The sequence below is a fragment of the Cocleimonas flava genome (assembly GCF_004339015.1).
GTDB classification, from domain to species: Bacteria; Pseudomonadota; Gammaproteobacteria; order Thiotrichales; family Thiotrichaceae; genus Cocleimonas; species Cocleimonas flava.
The window spans coordinates 667,361-683,252 of the sequence record NZ_SMFQ01000004.1 but is presented as its reverse complement, the minus strand read 5'-3'; the positions used below and the strand labels follow the sequence as shown (position 1 = coordinate 683,252).

Genomic DNA, 15,892 nt, shown 5'->3' with positions numbered 1-15,892 from the left:
CTCCTCGTAAATCGAGGAGAGGTTTTTTAGTTAACCTTCCTAACAGATTTATCCTATGACAGAAATATTTGGTGGCTACCTTCCCATGATCCTAAAGGGCATGGTTGTAACAGTCGAAGTAGCCCTGCTGTCATTAATTCTCTCACTTGCTTTAGGCATTCTTGCCGCATCCGCCAGACTCTATGGTGGTCCTATCGCGAAAGCTATTGCCGGCACCTACACCACTGTCATCCGTGGTATTCCAGACCTTGTTTTAATGATGCTGATTTTCTTCGGTGGTCAGGTTCTGGTAAATAAAGTGGGTGATAAATTCGGCTGGGGTTATATAGATATCGACCCATTTATCGCCGGCATTCTTACCATTGGTTTTATTTTTGGTGCCTATATGGGCGAAACCTTCCGTGGTGCGATTATGGCGGTTTCCAAAGGTGAAATTGAAGCAGGTCATGCATACGGTATGACAAGTTTTCAGGTATTTACCCACATTACTTTCCCGGGAATGATTCGTCATGCGATTCCAGGGTTTTTCAATAACTGGCTGGTATTGGTCAAAACAACGGCGCTAGTGTCTGTTATTGGCCTCGAAGACATGGTCTTCAACGCGAAAGTTGCAGGCGATACATTACGCCAGCCATTTACGTTTTACGTATTAGTGGGTGTTCTATTCCTGCTGATTACAGCGATCAGTGATCTCGCCATGAAATGGTTAGAACGCCGCTACAAAATAGGAGGTCATTGAAATGGATTTTTCGATTATCTTCGACAACCTACCGCTCTTATTTAAAGGCTTAGGTCTTACTTTACAATTACTCATTATATCTTTAATCGCCGGGTTTGTTATTTCCATACCCTTGTCGATTATGGCTGCCTCAAAAACGAAGTGGGCAAGAATACCGGCTAAAAGCTTTATCTATGTATTCAGAGGCACCCCCCTACTTATACAGATATTTATTATCTATTATGGTTTATCGCAATTTGAATGGTTACGCGAGAGTCTATTGTGGGGCTTCTTCAAAGAAGCTTATTGGTGTGCGATTCTCGCATTTGCACTGAATACTGCTGCTTACACGGCAGAAATTTTCCGTGGCGCGATTGTACAAACACCTAAAGGTGAAATAGAAGCAGCAGTGGCTTACGGTATGTCCCGATGGGACCAATATCGCCATGTTATTCTGCCGAGTGCGTTAAGGCGTTCTATTCCCATGTACGGCAATGAAGTGATCTTTATGTTGCACGCGACGGTACTTGCTGGTGTGATTACACTGGTGGATTTGTTCGGCGCGGCGAAAATACTGAACTCGCGATACTATGCGCCGTTTGAATCTTTCATAAGTGCAGGTCTTTTCTATCTGGTGATTACATTCACCATCGTGTTTATCTTCAAGCTTATAGAAGGGCACTTCCTTAAGCACTTGAAACGTTAATCGTTTAGATATTACATTAGCCGCTACTGCAAACTTCCCGGGATGAAGACAACGCCTTTTTATACGGTAGAAAAATTATAAAAACCTCATTATTTTCGTACATTTACGTGTAGAACGTTTTTAATATCCTATACTAGTACCGACGAAAATTATTTAGAGATTTTTATAGGTTTTGTTAATTTTTGTATAATCCATTTACAATTTTTAGCCAGACCTAATTTTGTTTTTAGTCGTTACATACATAAAAATTTCAAAGTTAAAATTATTATCTAATAGGAGAAATAATAATGAAAAAAACACTGATTAAACTACTTTCAGTAAGTGCACTAACTCTAGCTGTCGCTGGCGTAAATGCGGCAGATACAAAAGACTATGTATTGAATACAGCGTCAACAGGTGGAACATACCACCCGGTTGGAACGGCTATTTCTACGTTATCTAAAGTTAAATTATTACCTAAAGAAGGTTTCAGCCTTACAGCAGTTAACTCGGCAGGTTCTGGCGCTAACGTTCAGGCATTAGGTGCTGGCACTGCAGATTTCGCCATCCTTCAGGGGCTTTACGGTTCTTACGCGGCAACGGGTACAGGTCCGGTAACGGCAAAACAAACCAATATGCGTTCGGTTACCATGCTTTGGCAAAATGTTGAGCAGTTCATCGTAAGTAAAGATGATGCAAAAACCGGCACTATGGCTGATATGGTTGCATTAAAAGGCAAGTCGATGGGCTTTGGTAAGCAAAACTCAGGAACGCTAGGTTCTAATAAAGTATTGATGCAGGGTCTTGGTGTTGATATCGAGAAAGACTACACGCTGGTTTACTCAGGTTACGGCCCGACAGCAGATGCATTAGCGAATGGTCAAGTATCTGGTGTTGGTATCCCTTCAGGAACGCCAACGGGTGCAATCACTAAGTTGATGGCTGCAAACACAGGTAAATTCACCCTGCTAAATACAACCCCTGAAGAAATGAAAAAGATGGATGGCGGACGTGAATTATGGACTCCGTTCACAATCAAAGCAGGTACTTACCCAGGACAAGATAAGGATGTAACAACGATCGCACAGCCTAACTTCCTGGCAGTTAATGCAAGCGTTGATGAGAATCACGTTTACCTATTAACTAAAGCGCTGTATGAAAACCTACCATTCTTGCAAGCGATTCATAAAGCGACTAAAGCGATGAATAAAGATGCGGCAATGGCTGGTCTACCTGTACCACTTCACCCGGGTGCAGTTAAGTACTACAAAGAAATCGGTTTGACAGTTCCAGATCGTTTAATCGCTAAGTAATTTCTTAGTTCGATTAGTTAAACTAGTTAAATAAAAAAGGCGGTCGTTAGTAATAACGACCGCCTTTTTTATGTTTAGTGATAGCGTTTTATTTTTATCTTGATTAGCTAGATGCCTACCTAATTACTTACCAACCTAATTACTTACCAACAAAGAAACCATTCTGCACAGGCATCAATACTTTATTCGATACGCCTAACTCAGTCGCAGCATGTATTGGCCAGTAAGGATCTAACAGGCTTTGACGAGCCATTAGCGCGATATCTGCCTGACCGCTGGCAATTAACGCTTCTGCCTGTTTCGCGTCTGTAATTGCACCCACTGCCATCGTCATGATGTTTGCCTGTTCACGAATTTTTCCAGCCAAAGCTGGTTGGTTAGCCGTACGTTCACCCATCGACGCTCTGGCTTCCGGGGTTGCACCACCACCTGAACAATCGACAATATCGACACCACGGTCTTTCAGCCATTTAGCCATTTGAATATTATCTTCAACGGTTAGCCCGCCTTCGATCCAGTCAGCTGCAGATAAGCGAACAGCCAGGGGTAGATTTTCTGGCCATACAGCTCGTACAGCATCGACGGTTTCCAGCATCATTTTTGCACGACCTTTGATATCTCCGCCGTAGGCATCATCACGCGTATTTACTAACGGTGTGAAAAAACTGTGCAATAGATAGCCATGTGCGCCGTGAATTTCCAGTAACTGATATCCGGCGGTTAATGCGCGTTTGGCGGATTCTGCGAAAGCGTTCTGGATATGTTTGATTTCATCCAGACTCATTTGATGCGGTGCTCTCATCAAACGCGTGCCATCCTGATCGAATGCCTGATCTGTGGGTGCGATCATCTCCCAGCCACCTTCATCAACGCTTAAATGCGCACCACCATCCCACGGAACAGCTGCAGAGCCTTTACGGCCAGAATGACCAATCTGAACGCCAATCACAGCGCCATGATCTTTCACAAAGCTATTGATGCGCGTTAGCGGTTCTATTTGCTCATCGCTCCACAAACCCGCACATTTAGGTGTGATTCGTCCATCCGGTGTTACTGCTGTCGCTTCTGACATGATGAAACCTGCGCCACCGACAGCACGAGAACCGAGTTGCACCAAGTGCCAATCATTAGCCATGCCATGATTCGACGAATATTGACACATGGGTGAAACACCAATGCGGTTACGAAAAGTAATATCTTTGATTTTGAGTTCAGAAAAAAGCGCTGACATCGGATTGATCCTTAAAATGCAATTAACAAGAAGTAAGGATAGTACAAAAGACACCCCCCCACTTACATGAGTTTTTTATTTCAAGGTGCTATTTAATTCTTCCAGATAGCTTTCTAAAATCAGATTGGTTCTTGCACCTTTGCGAACAATCGCGGAATAGTGAGTGATGAAGTTATTTTGTTCGGGCTGAATCGCTACCATCAAATCATCCTTAACCCAGCGTTCGGCAAAGTGAGTCGGCAAGAAACCGATGTAATGTCCTGTTAGTATTAAGAAAGCGATACCTTCGCGATCTGTCGATGTCGCCGTTGCTCTGAGTTTTTTCTGTTGTTGTTTGATTTCTGCGGCTTGTGGGTAGGCGGGTAACACAGCATCAAATTCAGCGAGTTGCTCCGAACTCAACTTGGTATTATCTTTTGAAAATAGGGGGTGTTCCTTGCTGCAATAGAGTAATGATTTTTCTTTATAAAGCGGTATGTAATTCAACCCCGAAAGCGCGCGCAAATCTGGCACAACACCGATGTGAAGTTGTCCATCAATGACCGCCGTTTCAATATCTTTTGGCGGAATCATGCGGATATTGACGATGATTTCAGGTCCACGATTTTTTAACTTGGTCAATGCCCGACTGATGTACATTTGCGGGATCGTCGCTAAATTATCCGTAATGCCGATATTGAACTCGCCTTTTAATTCTCTGTTGATGGCATTCACTTGCGATTTGAACGTCTCAAGACTACCCAATAATTGCAACGCCGCTTGATACACTGTTTCGCCTTCATTGGTCACCGAAAAGCCAGCGCGACCACGGTGACAGAGTCGCATATCGAGTAATGATTCTAATTCAGATATAGCCAGACTGATTGCAGGTCGACTGATATTCAATTCAATTTCTGCAGAAGCAAAGCCGCCGGATTCGATAACGGTTTTATAAATCCGTAACAAGCGAATATGGGTGTCGCCAATCTTGTGGGGGAGTAACGTTTTTTTAGCGTTTTGGCTTGTCATCTGATGGGAGTGGGATAGAAAGGTTTTAAGAAAATTCTGTTAGTTAAGTAAAAGCTTAAACTAAGTTTAATATGTTTTGATTTAATAACCTAATAATAAGTCCATAATAGCGTACTCACATTTGATAGGGACAATTGCTGGGTATGCAAAGCCATACAGCAATACGAGGTAGATATGCAAAGTAAGAGTGAAGTACTAGCCAGTTGTAATCTTTCACAAGAGCAACTAGACAGCTATTGGATGCCTTATACGGCGAACAGAGAATTTAAGAAAAATCCTCGTATGATTGTTTCTGCCGAAGGTAAATATTATACCGATGCAGAAGGACGTCAGGTATTTGATGGACTATCAGGATTATGGACGTGTGGAGCAGGGCATAGTCGTCCTGAAATCACCGAAGCGGTGAGTAAGCAAATCGCACAACTGGATTATTCACCCGCGTTTCAATTTGGTCATCCAAAAGCGTTTGAATTAGCACATCGCATCACTGATTTTATGCCTGATGGGATGGATCGTGTGTTTTTCACAAACTCAGGATCAGAATCTGTAGAAACTGCGTTAAAAGTAGCTCGTGCCTATTGGCGTAAAAAAGGTCATGGAACTAAGAATCGATTTATTGGCCGAGTGAAAGGCTATCACGGTGTGAACTGGGGTGGAATCAGTGTCGGCGGAATAGGTCCGAACAAAGCTATGTTTGGTCCGGCGTTAGAAACCAGTCATATTCAGCACACCATGTTACCTGAAAATCTGTTCTGCAAGGGTATGCCAGAAACGGGTGCGCATTTAATCACTGAGCTAGAAGAAATGATCGCACTGTACGATGCGTCGAATATCGCTGCCGTTATCGTAGAGCCAATGGCTGGTTCGGCAGGCGTTATTCCACCGCCAGTGGGTTATTTAAAACGCCTGCGTGAAGTGTGTACCAAACACAATATTTTGCTTATTTTTGATGAGGTTATCACAGGTTTTGGTCGAATGGGATCAAACACGGGTGCGGAAGAATTTGGCGTAACGCCAGATTTAATGACCATCGCTAAACAGGTTACCAATGGCACAGTGCCAATGGGTGCGATGATTACCAGAAAAGACGTGTATGAAACGTTTATGGAAAATGGTGGTCCGGAATACGCGCTAGAGATTCCTCATGGCTATACTTATTCGGGTCATCCTGTGGCATGTGCAGCAGGCTTGGCAGCGTTAGATGTGTTAGAAAATGATCAATTGGTTTCACGCGTGAAATCGATGGCACCCTATTTTGAAGAAAGTGTACACAGTCTCAAAGGTACGCAGTATATTAACGATATTCGTAACTACGGTTTAGCGGCAGGTCTCACAATAGAGGCAGCACCGGGAGAACCAATGTTGCGCCCTTATCAGATCGCGATGAAATGCTGGGAGAAAGGATTTTATGTCAGATATGGTGGCGATATGATCCAGCTAGGCCTACCTTTTACGGTAGAAAAAGAAGAGATCGACAGCCTGATCAATGCGCTGGGCGAGTCAATTAGAGAACTGGATTAAAAGAGAGCAATTAGAGACTTAAGCGATCTTTTTAACCCATGAATTAAAGAACAAAAACATAACGATATAGGACGGAAAAAATGACAACGATTGGACACTTAATTAACGGCGAGACATATACGGATAATGGCCGTACTCAAGATGTATTTAACCCAGCAACAGGTGAAGTAAGCAAACAAGTTGCACTGGCATCAAAAGAGACAGTTGAAGAAGCAATTGCTGCTGCACAGGCTGCTTTCCCCGCGTGGAGAAACATGCCCGTCGGAAAACGTTCTGCGATTATGTTCAAGTTCAAAGCATTGCTAGAAGCAAATGCAGATAAGATTTGTGAATTGATCGGTGATGAGCACGGTAAAATTTGTCACGATGCAGCGGGTGAATTACAGCGCGGAATCGAAGTAATCGAATACGCATGTGGCGCGGGTGAATTTCTAAAAGGCGAGCACAGTAAAAACGTTGGTCCAAATATCGATTCGTGGAGTGAATTTCAGCCATTAGGCGTTGTTGCTGGTATTACACCATTCAACTTCCCTGCAATGGTACCTTTATGGATGTACCCAATGGCGATTGCTTGCGGTAATACATTTGTACTTAAGCCTTCAGAAAGAGATCCATCATCGACTTTATTCATTGCTCAACTATTCAAAGAAGCAGGGCTTCCTGATGGCGTAATGAATGTTGTTAACGGTGACAAAGAAGCAGTTGATACCTTATTGCATGATAAGCGTGTTCAAGCAGTTAGCTTTGTTGGTTCAACCGATATCGCAGAATACATCTACACCACAGCGACTGCTAACGGCAAGCGTTGTCAGGCACTTGGTGGCGCTAAAAACCACGCAATCGTAATGCCAGATGCAGACATGGATAACGCAGTTAACCAACTATTGGGTGCGGCGTTTGGTTCATCAGGTGAGCGTTGTATGGCGCTATCAGTTGCGGTTGCAGTGGGTGATAACGCAGCAGACGCATTGATCGAAAAGATGAAAGTTGGCATGGCGCCGCTAAAAGTCGGTGAAGCAAAAGTCAAAGAAAATGACTTCGGTCCGTTGATTACTCGTGAAAGTCAGGAAAGAGTGGTTGGCTATATCGATAGCGCAGAAAAAGACGGCGCAACGGTTGTCGTTGATGGTCGTAAACCAACAGTTGATGGTTTCGAAAACGGATTCTTCGTTGGTGCAACACTGATTGATAATGTAACGCCAGAAATGGATAGCTACAAAAATGAAATCTTCGGTCCAGTTCTACAAGTGATTCGTGCTGAAACTATGGAAGAAGCAATGCAGCTAATCAACGATCACGAATACGGCAACGGTACTTGTATCTTTACTCGTGATGGTGCGGCAGCCCGTTACTTCTCAGATAATATCCAGGTGGGAATGGTTGGTATCAACGTACCGTTACCAGTGCCAGTTTCTTATCACAGCTTTGGTGGTTGGAAGCGTTCATTATTCGGTGATTTATACGCATACGGCCCAGATTCAGTAAGATTCTACACACGTCGTAAAACGATTACACAACGTTGGCCATCAACCGGCGTTAAAGAAGGCGTTAGTTTCTCATTCCCGAGCTAAAACGCTTTCGGTATAAGACTTAGTGGTTAGGCTATCATTTTTGATAGCCTTTTTTTTGTTTTAAAAAAGTGCCCCAAAGTAGGGGGGTGGCTTAGGCCCCTTTAAAAGCAATGCGTATCGCAAGAAAGAATGGATCGGAATTATCTGAGAAACTGATACTATATCGATAATTACACATTGAGTAGGAAGCATGAACCGTCGTAAGAAAAGCATTCAGATCGTAAAGTCTCGTATCAAAAAGGCCAAAGCCAAATTAGCGACAAATAGCAAACCTAAATACATTAGCAAAGCTGAGCGCGCTAAATTAGCAGAAGCGGCAGATCAAGAAACTAGCACAGACACAGAGAGCTAATATTAGGCTGTGAGTCAGATAAAAATGATGTCACCATCATTAGAAAAATACGCGCTTCTCAATGGTTATATGAGCACAGCACAACAAAGATTTTTGTCCTTCATATAAAAACAGGTAAACAATGAAATCATTGATTACCTGATAATTCTAACTACGTAAAAAGGCTTCGGAATCCTTCTTTCAAGAACCTAGTTTCGGCCTGCGATTACACCACCATCCACATCCCATATTGCTCCTGTGACCCAACTCGAGTCATCACTCAATAAAAAGCTAACGGTTTTAGCGATATCTTCTGGTTGGCCAATTCTGCCGATTGGGTGAAAACCGTTGAAAGTAGCTAGTGTTTCATCCATGGCACTTGGGTCGATGAATGATTCAAAAATCGTTGATTTTACCAAGGCTGGAGATACCGCATTCACACGAATATTATGATCTGCTAACTCCATAGCCATGTGTTGTGTCAGTGCGTGCAAGCCTGCCTTAGCCATTGAGTATGCAGAAGAAGGGGTTGCCTTAATCGCTTGTTTCGCCCACATCGAACCAATATTAACAATAGAACCACCACCGTTAGCAATCATGTTTTTAGCCACAGCTTGAGAGATAAAAAAGATGGCTCGGTTTAATTCCTGATAGATGTCATAGTCGTCATTGCTGTGATCAACAAATGGCGTTGGTTTAAAATAACCCGCAGAATTCAGTAAATATTTAATGTGTTGATTACCGCTGTTCGCAAATTCAACAATACTCTGTAAATCTTCAGCCTTGTATAAATCTGCCTGCAGGGTTTCAACCTCACCAAATGCAGAAAGCTCCTGACTTGCCTGATTTAATTTTTCCGGGTTTCTGCCGACAATGATTGTTTTTATATTACGTTTCAACAATAATTTCGCGCTCTCTAAACCCATTCCACTTGATCCACCAATAATAAGTGCGGTAGGTTGGCTTGTATTTTCCATCTCATAATCCTCTTTGTATTGTGTTAACTATGTTTTGTAAACTAGTTGTGTAAACTGAATTATTTGAACACAATCTGTGTAAACAAATCTGTGTAAACAAATCTGTGTAAACAAATCAGTGCAAAGTGAAATGAAAGATTACAAGTAAAGGTTGTTCCTAAACAGTAGGTACAATTCAGTAAGGTAGGTACAGTTAGGTATATCTTTATGATAAGTAACAGAAAAATATTTTTGAGAAACTCCGCTCCGGAACGCAGTGCGCGTATGGTAGAAAATGTGTTTCGCTGTAAATGGTCTCTGACGGTCTATCAACTTCTGTCCGAAGGCATTAATCGCCCGGGAGAAATGGTACGAAGTGTCGAAGGCCTAACCACAAAAGTACTGAATGAATGCCTGCGCAAAAACATGGAATACGGCATCATCAAACGCATCGAATACAACGAAGTTCCACCAAAAGTTGAATACGTCGTGACACCTTTCGGCAAAAAATTCATTCGTATTCTTGATGAATTAAAAGAATTACAAAACGAAATGAGCGCTTAACTAACACCAGAAACGTAACAACAGTTAGTTATTCAATGTTGAGTTATAAAAATAAGCAAATACTGCAATGCCTATAAAAATCTGGCACTTTACCGTTAGGAGAATAACAAGATGTATAAGCTATTCTATGCCCCCAGAAGTGCATCAATGGGTATTCAGGTCATTCTGGAAGAAATTGGTGTTCCATACGAACTGATCCCCACGACCACCGACAGGAACAAACCTTGCCCACCAGAACAACTGGCGATTAATCCCAATGGCTGGGTGCCAGTTCTCTCCTGGGACGAAAGTACGACAGATACGACAGATACGACAGGCGCGATGTACGAATACGCCGCTATAACCATGTTCTTATGCGATCGTCATCCGCAAGCAAATCTAGCTCCCGCCATCGATGATCCTTCTCGAGCGCTTTATTTACAGACGCTGGTCTATTTCTCCAATTCCATACAGAACGCATTTCAGCTCAGCTATTATCCAGATCGATTTGTAGACTCCCCAGCGGACGAACCCAGTGCGCAACGACGCGGTAACCGACGCCTCAAAGAAACATGGAAAGTGATTGATGATCAAATAGGGGGCAAGCAATGGATGCTAGGCGATCGCTTCAGTGCTGCTGACATTTACCTATATATGCTTAGCACCTGGCTAAACCCTGCCCTGGGTCATCCAGCCATCGACGAATTCCCCAGCGTCAAACGCATAGCCAATTCAGTGGCGCAACGACCAAGTATCCAGCTCGTTTTTGAAACATGATGAGATAGATTAAGGACTTAACAATATTTTCAATTTATAAAAAAGTGCCCCAAAGGTGGGGGGTGGCTTTTAGTGATCAGGGGACAGCAAATTGTGCTAAATCGATTTTTTCAAGTGAGTAAGGCGTTATAACCTCGTTGTCCGTGCAAGTAGATATCCTATTTCCATTAAGAAAGATATACGTCAGTTCCCACATTTATTAGCGCTTGTGTGCTTATGTCTCCGTAAATACCTAGATTTTGATCTGCTTCGTTTACAATTGTGCGCAGCATCGATTTGTCAAAGCCAAAAGTTTGTTGTTTTCTCGTTACGGCACCACAGCGCGGAGCCGCACTCATACACTTAATACTTGTATTGTCGATATGTAAGGTTTTACCAAGCCATTCTTGTTCGACTAAACCTGAGATTCCTTCAGTGGTCTCGATCAAAATATTAGGGCGGAAACGTCGTATGTCCCAATCTGAATCAGGGTGATTCTTCTTGAAGTGGTCCATGGTGGCAGTAGTAATGATGTGACAGGGCGATACGAGAAAGAATGTTCCGGGTAGCGTCACATAATCAATAAAGTCCTGAGGTAGGTCGCTAAAGTCTGGCAGACTCTCGCCCGGTTCGCGCGTAAATGTGTCTTTCAGTTCCTGGAGCCAATTGTGATTTTTAGCTTTAAAGCGCTTGTACAAATCATTATCGCTATCAGGCTGAAGTGTTTCGAGTATGGATTCGTGGCCTAGCAGCTCTGAGATTTTTTGATTAATTTCAGCGGTCACGCCCGAGTTGAATATTTGTCCGTCGGGGAAGTTTAGTGAAACAGGCGCTTGGTCAATATTTGCTGCATTGTCAGTATTATAGGTTGCGATACAGCTGAGTAAATTGGGCCTGAATTTACAGCTTTGGATTTCATTTCTTTTTACGTCACGAACGGCAAATTGTCGGTCACCTTCTAAACCATGCTGATCGATATGACAACTCTCAATACTTTCACCAGCCATGCCTTTTACGGGGTAGCGCCATATCTCTTTTATTGTTCCGATTTTAATCATGGGTTGCTCGATACTTATTTTTGGTTTGAATAATGCTCTGTTATTGAACCTGAATTTATGAAATATGGACATTTTTGGTGCAAAATCAGGATGAATGTTTATTCCGGTTAAGTTATGCCTAGAGGAGCAAAATATATGCCAATAATGCTAGGACTTTTAGTTTTGTTGAAAAATACGTAATCTGACAGTATCGAAGTGCCAGTATTGTTGGACAAATCTAGCTTGTATTTAAGGTACACTATTCGATTATGGCAATAAATGTATAACAATATGTGCCAGTGGATATTTCTCATTTCGATTTTTTTACAATAGCTCCGCCATTTTATTGTAAAAACACTACGTAAAAATTGCCGTTGTACTGAGCGTTATATGTCTGCGACGCTGAATAGAAAAAGTGCCTAAAAGTACGGGGGTGTGCTTTTATTAAACGAAGGTTATAAATGAAAACATATAAAGGCTCATGTCACTGTCAAACAGTTCAGTTCGAGATTCAAACTGACTTTCCTGAACTTACTACTTGCGACTGTTCAATTTGCCTTCGCAAAAACGCATTGATGGTGAAAGTACATGAGAGCAAACTGAAAATATTAAGTGGTGAGGAATCGCTAACAACGTACACATTTCATACGCATACAGCTAAGCATTATTTTTGTAGTATCTGTGGCATTTATCCATTTCATCGAAAACGTGTTACGCCTGATCACTATGGTGTTAATGTATATTGCCTTGAAGGTTTCGACCCTACTGGTATTCCTGTTAGGGCTACAGATGGAAAGGGTATGGCGTAATTAGTCGTTAAAATAAGGCGTCATATTCAAGTAGCAGAGCAATCTTTCTAGATCAGGTTATATCAATGACAGTGGTTTGTGAAACAGACAGATTGATTATTAGACACTTTCAGCTTTCAGATGCTGAGTTCATTGTTCGATTATTAAATGAAGAGTCTTTTATTCGTCATATTGCTGATAAAAAAGTCCGCACGAATGCTGATGCTGAAAACTATCTATTGAATGGCCCTTTAAATAGTTATAAAACTTTTGGCTTTGGTCTTAATCTGGTTGAATTAAAAAGCTCGAGAACTCCAGTAGGCATGTGTGGTTTGTTGAAAAGAACAGAGCTTGATCATCCTGACATTGGTTTTGCTTTTTTACCTGAGTTCTTTGGTAAAGGCTTTGCCTATGAGGCGACTTTATCAATACTAAATGATGGGTTTTCAACGCATGCTTTGCAGACGATTTTAGCGGTAACACTGCCAGATAACATAAGCTCTAACGCTTTGTTAAGAAAAGCGGGGTTTAATCCTATAGGTAAAATGGAGTTATATGGCTCTGAGAATAATGTCTATGAATACCGGGTAAAAAACAACTAACAAGAATACCGAACGTTTCATATTGGGCTTTAGCAAACTATCTACTCTACCTTTCACTCCCTTAAATGAATATTAAAAAACTCCCCCAAAGTAGGGGGGTGACTTTGATCCTTATTCTAATAATAAAGTGGCGAACTACAACGGTTCAGACGCTGTCTTTTCTCGCAATAACAACATCCCGGCAAATATCAACGCTAGCGCGATATAGTCCAGTGTTTGAATTTCTTCTCCCAGTAAAAATACCGCAATAATCATGGCGATCACAGGCGGTAGATAGGTTACTGATGATGCTCTTACCGCACCGAGTTTATCGACGACGTAATAGTAGGCAATAGAAGCGATGGCGGTATTGATTAATCCCAAACCGATGATAGTGCTGGCGATGGCTTTAGGCGTGCTCCAAACGTTTAAGATACCTGTAAAATCGATAAACGGAATCATCATCAATAAGCCCAGACCGAGTTGATAGGCGGTTAAGGCGATGACTGAGATTCCGAGTGGGGCGATATATTTTTTGGCATAAACAAATGATGCGCCTACCGCGGCTGAGCCTAAGAGTAAATACATCACGCCATAGAGGTTTGCACTTCCTGCTCCAGCATTAAACGGGTTGGCAATTAATACGACCCCAAAAAACCCTAATAGAATCCCGCCAAGTTTTACCCAGGTGGCGTGTTCTTCTTTGATGAAAGCGATCGATAATACAAACGCAAAAAGCGGTATCGAACCACTTAAGGCGCCGGCTATGCCTGAATTTAATAATACCGTTCCTTTGGCAAAAAACAGGAAATGCATCAGGGAAGCCAACACTGCAATCGCTATTAAATGTTTCCAGTGTTTTAGGTGTTCACGATCGAATGATTTGCTGATGATTCCGTAAACCGCTACGAGTAAAAATCCTAAAAATACGCGATAAAAGGCAATCTGTTCGGCACTGATAAATTCGTTAGCGATTTTAATAAAGACAAAAGTACAGCCCCACGCCAGCGCCAATAATAGGAAGGTTAGATAGGGCAGATATTTTTGCATGGAAACGGGTAGAAATCTCATGGGAATCTTCTTCTAAAAAAAGCCCTGAAAGTAGGGGGGGGGCTTTTTGTTTAAGTGGGTTGTATGTAATTGCTAGTGTTTGATAGGAACCTAAGTATAAACAAAGTCTTGTTCTACCGTGAGAACAATGGCGCGAGAATGTATCCTTATGTCGCGCAGATACTTTTCGTCTCTACAAGCACGTAAGATAATGTTAAATGTATAAATAACAACTAAAGAGCGTATCACTATGCCTAGTCCAAGTCGCGGTCGTCGTAATCGTCGTTCCAAAGGTGGCGAAAAAGCAGCCCCAGTCGCTGCACCTGCTTACATCACTCGCAAGATTCCCGAATACGAAATACTCGGCGAAGAGGGTTTGGCGATTATCGAGGCGAATGCCGATACGATTCTGGAAGAAACCGGCATCGATTTTAAAGATGATCCGGAAGCGTTGGAAATGTGGAAAGAAGCGGGCGCTTCGGTTGATGGACAACGCGTACGTTTTCCCAAAGGTATGTGTCGTAAAATTATTCAGGACAATGCCCCTAATCAATATACGCAGCATGCGCGAAACCCAGCCAAAAGTGTCGAAATAGGTGGCAAGCATACGGTGCTTGTGCCAGCCTACGGCAGTCCGTTTATTCGTAATCTGGATGAAGGACGACGCTATGCCACTATCGAGGATTTCCGTAATTTCGTGAAGTTGGCATACATGACGCCGCATCTGCATCACTCAGGTGGAACGGTTTGTGAGCCGGTAGATTTACCTGTCAACAAGCGCCATTTTGATATGAATTATGCGCACATGAAGTATTCGGATAAACCCTTCATGGGCTCAGTAACGGCAGGCGAGCGTGCGCAAGATACGGTCGATATGTGCGAAATTCTATTTGGCGATAATTATATCGATGAAGCAACGGGCAGGCCAAAAACAATTACGACGAGTTTAATCAACGCCAACTCGCCGATGTCATTCGATGACACCATGTTAGGTGCGCTTAAGGTTTATGCGAAGAATAATCAGGCGTGTATCGTTTCACCGTTTATTCTCGCGGGCGCGATGTCACCTGTTACCGTTGCAGGAACTTCTGCTCAAGCATTGGCAGAAGCACTCGCAGGGATGGCGTTTGCGCAGTTAGTAAACCCGGGAGTCCCCGTTATTTTTGGTACCTTCGCCAGTTCCATGTCGATGGCATCAGGTGCGCCTACATTCGGTACGCCAGAGCCTGCATTGGTATTAAATGTGATGGCTTCGCTGGCTCGTCGATTAGGCGTTCCGTTCCGTTCTGGTGGTGGTTTCTGTGGTGCTAAAGTTGCAGATGCTCAGGCAGGTTATGAATCATCAAACTCACTCTGGCCAGCTATCAATGCGGGTGTTAACTTCGTATTACACACCGCGGGCTGGATGGAAGGTGGTCTGGTAATGGGCTACGAAAAATTCATTATGGATTGTGATCAGGCAGGCATGCTAGCGACATACGCTAAAGGTGTAGACCTGAGTGAAAATGGACAAGCGATGGATGCCATCGAAGAGGTTGGTCCAGGCCAGCATTTCCTTGGTTGCGCGCATACTCAGGCAAACTTCCGCGAAGCGTTTTATCATTCACCCATCAATGACAATAATAGTTTTGAACAGTGGAAAGAAGACGGCGAACTCGATCTCGCACAACGCGCGAATGCCTATTACAAAAAGCAATTAAACGAGTACGAATTGCCAGCTATGGATCCTGCTGTGGATGAAGCACTGATTGAATTCATGGAAAAGAGAAAAGCCTCTTTTCCTGATTCGAATATTGCCTAGAT

The 15,892-nt window shown here is 42.8% G+C and carries 16 protein-coding genes; 11 read left to right on the top strand and 5 right to left on the bottom strand.

Annotated features, from left to right (window positions below; genetic code table 11):
• Positions 1 to 55 precede the first annotated feature (55 nt).
• The 3 genes from EV695_RS14810 to EV695_RS14800 all read left to right on the top strand — a co-directional run bounded on the left by EV695_RS14810 (position 56) and on the right by EV695_RS14800 (position 2,716).
• Complete coding sequence (locus EV695_RS14810; RefSeq protein ID WP_243651652.1) at positions 56 to 739, top strand: ABC transporter permease; 684 nt, start codon at positions 56 to 58, stop codon at positions 737 to 739.
• Between the two features lies 1 nt (position 740).
• Positions 741 to 1,424 (top strand): ABC transporter permease, encoded by a 684-nt coding sequence (locus tag EV695_RS14805; protein ID WP_131906749.1) that lies wholly within the window; start codon positions 741 to 743, stop codon positions 1,422 to 1,424.
• 287 nt (positions 1,425 to 1,711) lie between these two features.
• Complete coding sequence (locus EV695_RS14800; RefSeq protein ID WP_131906748.1) at positions 1,712 to 2,716, top strand: TAXI family TRAP transporter solute-binding subunit; 1,005 nt, start codon at positions 1,712 to 1,714, stop codon at positions 2,714 to 2,716.
• Between the two features lie 139 nt (positions 2,717 to 2,855).
• Here EV695_RS14800 and EV695_RS14795 read toward each other — a convergent pair whose 3' ends face one another.
• A complete protein-coding gene (locus tag EV695_RS14795) occupies positions 2,856 to 3,947 on the bottom strand; it encodes an NADH:flavin oxidoreductase/NADH oxidase (RefSeq protein ID WP_131906747.1) in 1,092 nt (363 codons plus the stop codon).
• A 75-nt stretch (positions 3,948 to 4,022) separates the two neighbouring features.
• Positions 4,023 to 4,955, bottom strand: a complete 933-nt coding sequence (locus EV695_RS14790) for a LysR family transcriptional regulator (RefSeq protein WP_131906746.1) — start codon at positions 4,953 to 4,955, stop codon at positions 4,023 to 4,025.
• A 174-nt stretch (positions 4,956 to 5,129) separates the two neighbouring features.
• Here EV695_RS14790 and aptA point away from each other — a divergent pair, with 174 nt between their 5' ends.
• The 3 genes from aptA to EV695_RS14775 all read left to right on the top strand — a co-directional run bounded on the left by aptA (position 5,130) and on the right by EV695_RS14775 (position 8,399).
• On the top strand, positions 5,130 to 6,476 hold the full coding sequence (aptA, locus tag EV695_RS14785) for an omega-aminotransferase AptA (RefSeq protein ID WP_131906745.1): 1,347 nt from the start codon (positions 5,130 to 5,132) through the stop codon (positions 6,474 to 6,476).
• Between the two features lie 80 nt (positions 6,477 to 6,556).
• The gene (locus tag EV695_RS14780) at positions 6,557 to 8,047 is read left to right on the top strand and encodes a CoA-acylating methylmalonate-semialdehyde dehydrogenase (RefSeq protein ID WP_131906744.1); all 1,491 of its coding nucleotides are present in this window, start codon (positions 6,557 to 6,559) and stop codon (positions 8,045 to 8,047) included.
• Between the two features lie 190 nt (positions 8,048 to 8,237).
• Positions 8,238 to 8,399, top strand: a complete 162-nt coding sequence (locus EV695_RS14775) for a DUF2986 domain-containing protein (protein WP_131906743.1) — start codon at positions 8,238 to 8,240, stop codon at positions 8,397 to 8,399.
• A 188-nt stretch (positions 8,400 to 8,587) separates the two neighbouring features.
• On the opposite strand, the gene EV695_RS14770 is transcribed toward EV695_RS14775, so the two are convergent.
• A complete protein-coding gene (locus EV695_RS14770) occupies positions 8,588 to 9,355 on the bottom strand; it encodes an SDR family NAD(P)-dependent oxidoreductase (protein ID WP_131906742.1) in 768 nt (255 codons plus the stop codon).
• 207 nt (positions 9,356 to 9,562) lie between these two features.
• Between EV695_RS14770 and EV695_RS14765 the strand changes: the two genes are divergently transcribed.
• The gene (locus EV695_RS14765; RefSeq protein ID WP_131906741.1) at positions 9,563 to 9,898 is read left to right on the top strand and encodes a winged helix-turn-helix transcriptional regulator; all 336 of its coding nucleotides are present in this window, start codon (positions 9,563 to 9,565) and stop codon (positions 9,896 to 9,898) included.
• A 111-nt stretch (positions 9,899 to 10,009) separates the two neighbouring features.
• Positions 10,010 to 10,654, top strand: coding sequence for a glutathione S-transferase family protein (locus tag EV695_RS14760; protein ID WP_131906740.1), 645 nt, complete (start codon positions 10,010 to 10,012; stop codon positions 10,652 to 10,654).
• 167 nt (positions 10,655 to 10,821) lie between these two features.
• Here EV695_RS14760 and EV695_RS14755 read toward each other — a convergent pair whose 3' ends face one another.
• Complete coding sequence (locus EV695_RS14755) at positions 10,822 to 11,763, bottom strand: MOSC domain-containing protein (protein ID WP_243651650.1); 942 nt, start codon at positions 11,761 to 11,763, stop codon at positions 10,822 to 10,824.
• A 368-nt stretch (positions 11,764 to 12,131) separates the two neighbouring features.
• Between EV695_RS14755 and EV695_RS14750 the strand changes: the two genes are divergently transcribed.
• Positions 12,132 to 12,479, top strand: a complete 348-nt coding sequence (locus EV695_RS14750; RefSeq protein WP_131906738.1) for a GFA family protein — start codon at positions 12,132 to 12,134, stop codon at positions 12,477 to 12,479.
• 65 nt (positions 12,480 to 12,544) lie between these two features.
• Entirely contained in the window at positions 12,545 to 13,060 is a 516-nt protein-coding gene (locus EV695_RS14745) for a GNAT family N-acetyltransferase (protein ID WP_131906737.1), read from the top strand.
• 135 nt (positions 13,061 to 13,195) lie between these two features.
• On the opposite strand, the gene EV695_RS14740 is transcribed toward EV695_RS14745, so the two are convergent.
• Complete coding sequence (locus EV695_RS14740; protein WP_131906736.1) at positions 13,196 to 14,110, bottom strand: DMT family transporter; 915 nt, start codon at positions 14,108 to 14,110, stop codon at positions 13,196 to 13,198.
• A gap of 229 nt (positions 14,111 to 14,339) precedes the next feature.
• Here EV695_RS14740 and EV695_RS14735 point away from each other — a divergent pair, with 229 nt between their 5' ends.
• Entirely contained in the window at positions 14,340 to 15,890 is a 1,551-nt protein-coding gene (locus tag EV695_RS14735; protein ID WP_131906735.1) for a trimethylamine methyltransferase family protein, read from the top strand.
• The last annotated feature ends 2 nt before the right edge of the window (positions 15,891 to 15,892 follow it).

Bases quoted from the DNA above. Each gene is read 5' to 3' on its own strand.
- EV695_RS14810 (WP_243651652.1), top strand. From the start codon at position 56: ATGACAGAAATATTTGGTGGCTACCTTCCCATGATCCTAAAGGGCATG.
- EV695_RS14805 (WP_131906749.1), top strand. From the start codon at position 741: ATGGATTTTTCGATTATCTTCGACAACCTACCGCTCTTATTTAAAGGC.
- EV695_RS14800 (WP_131906748.1), top strand. From the start codon at position 1,712: ATGAAAAAAACACTGATTAAACTACTTTCAGTAAGTGCACTAACTCTA.
- EV695_RS14795 (WP_131906747.1), bottom strand. From the start codon at position 3,947: ATGTCAGCGCTTTTTTCTGAACTCAAAATCAAAGATATTACTTTTCGT.
- EV695_RS14790 (WP_131906746.1), bottom strand. From the start codon at position 4,955: ATGACAAGCCAAAACGCTAAAAAAACGTTACTCCCCCACAAGATTGGC.
- aptA (WP_131906745.1), top strand. From the start codon at position 5,130: ATGCAAAGTAAGAGTGAAGTACTAGCCAGTTGTAATCTTTCACAAGAG.
- EV695_RS14780 (WP_131906744.1), top strand. From the start codon at position 6,557: ATGACAACGATTGGACACTTAATTAACGGCGAGACATATACGGATAAT.
- EV695_RS14775 (WP_131906743.1), top strand. From the start codon at position 8,238: ATGAACCGTCGTAAGAAAAGCATTCAGATCGTAAAGTCTCGTATCAAA.
- EV695_RS14770 (WP_131906742.1), bottom strand. From the start codon at position 9,355: ATGGAAAATACAAGCCAACCTACCGCACTTATTATTGGTGGATCAAGT.
- EV695_RS14765 (WP_131906741.1), top strand. From the start codon at position 9,563: ATGATAAGTAACAGAAAAATATTTTTGAGAAACTCCGCTCCGGAACGC.
- EV695_RS14760 (WP_131906740.1), top strand. From the start codon at position 10,010: ATGTATAAGCTATTCTATGCCCCCAGAAGTGCATCAATGGGTATTCAG.
- EV695_RS14755 (WP_243651650.1), bottom strand. From the start codon at position 11,763: ATGTCCATATTTCATAAATTCAGGTTCAATAACAGAGCATTATTCAAA.
- EV695_RS14750 (WP_131906738.1), top strand. From the start codon at position 12,132: ATGAAAACATATAAAGGCTCATGTCACTGTCAAACAGTTCAGTTCGAG.
- EV695_RS14745 (WP_131906737.1), top strand. From the start codon at position 12,545: ATGACAGTGGTTTGTGAAACAGACAGATTGATTATTAGACACTTTCAG.
- EV695_RS14740 (WP_131906736.1), bottom strand. From the start codon at position 14,110: ATGAGATTTCTACCCGTTTCCATGCAAAAATATCTGCCCTATCTAACC.
- EV695_RS14735 (WP_131906735.1), top strand. From the start codon at position 14,340: ATGCCTAGTCCAAGTCGCGGTCGTCGTAATCGTCGTTCCAAAGGTGGC.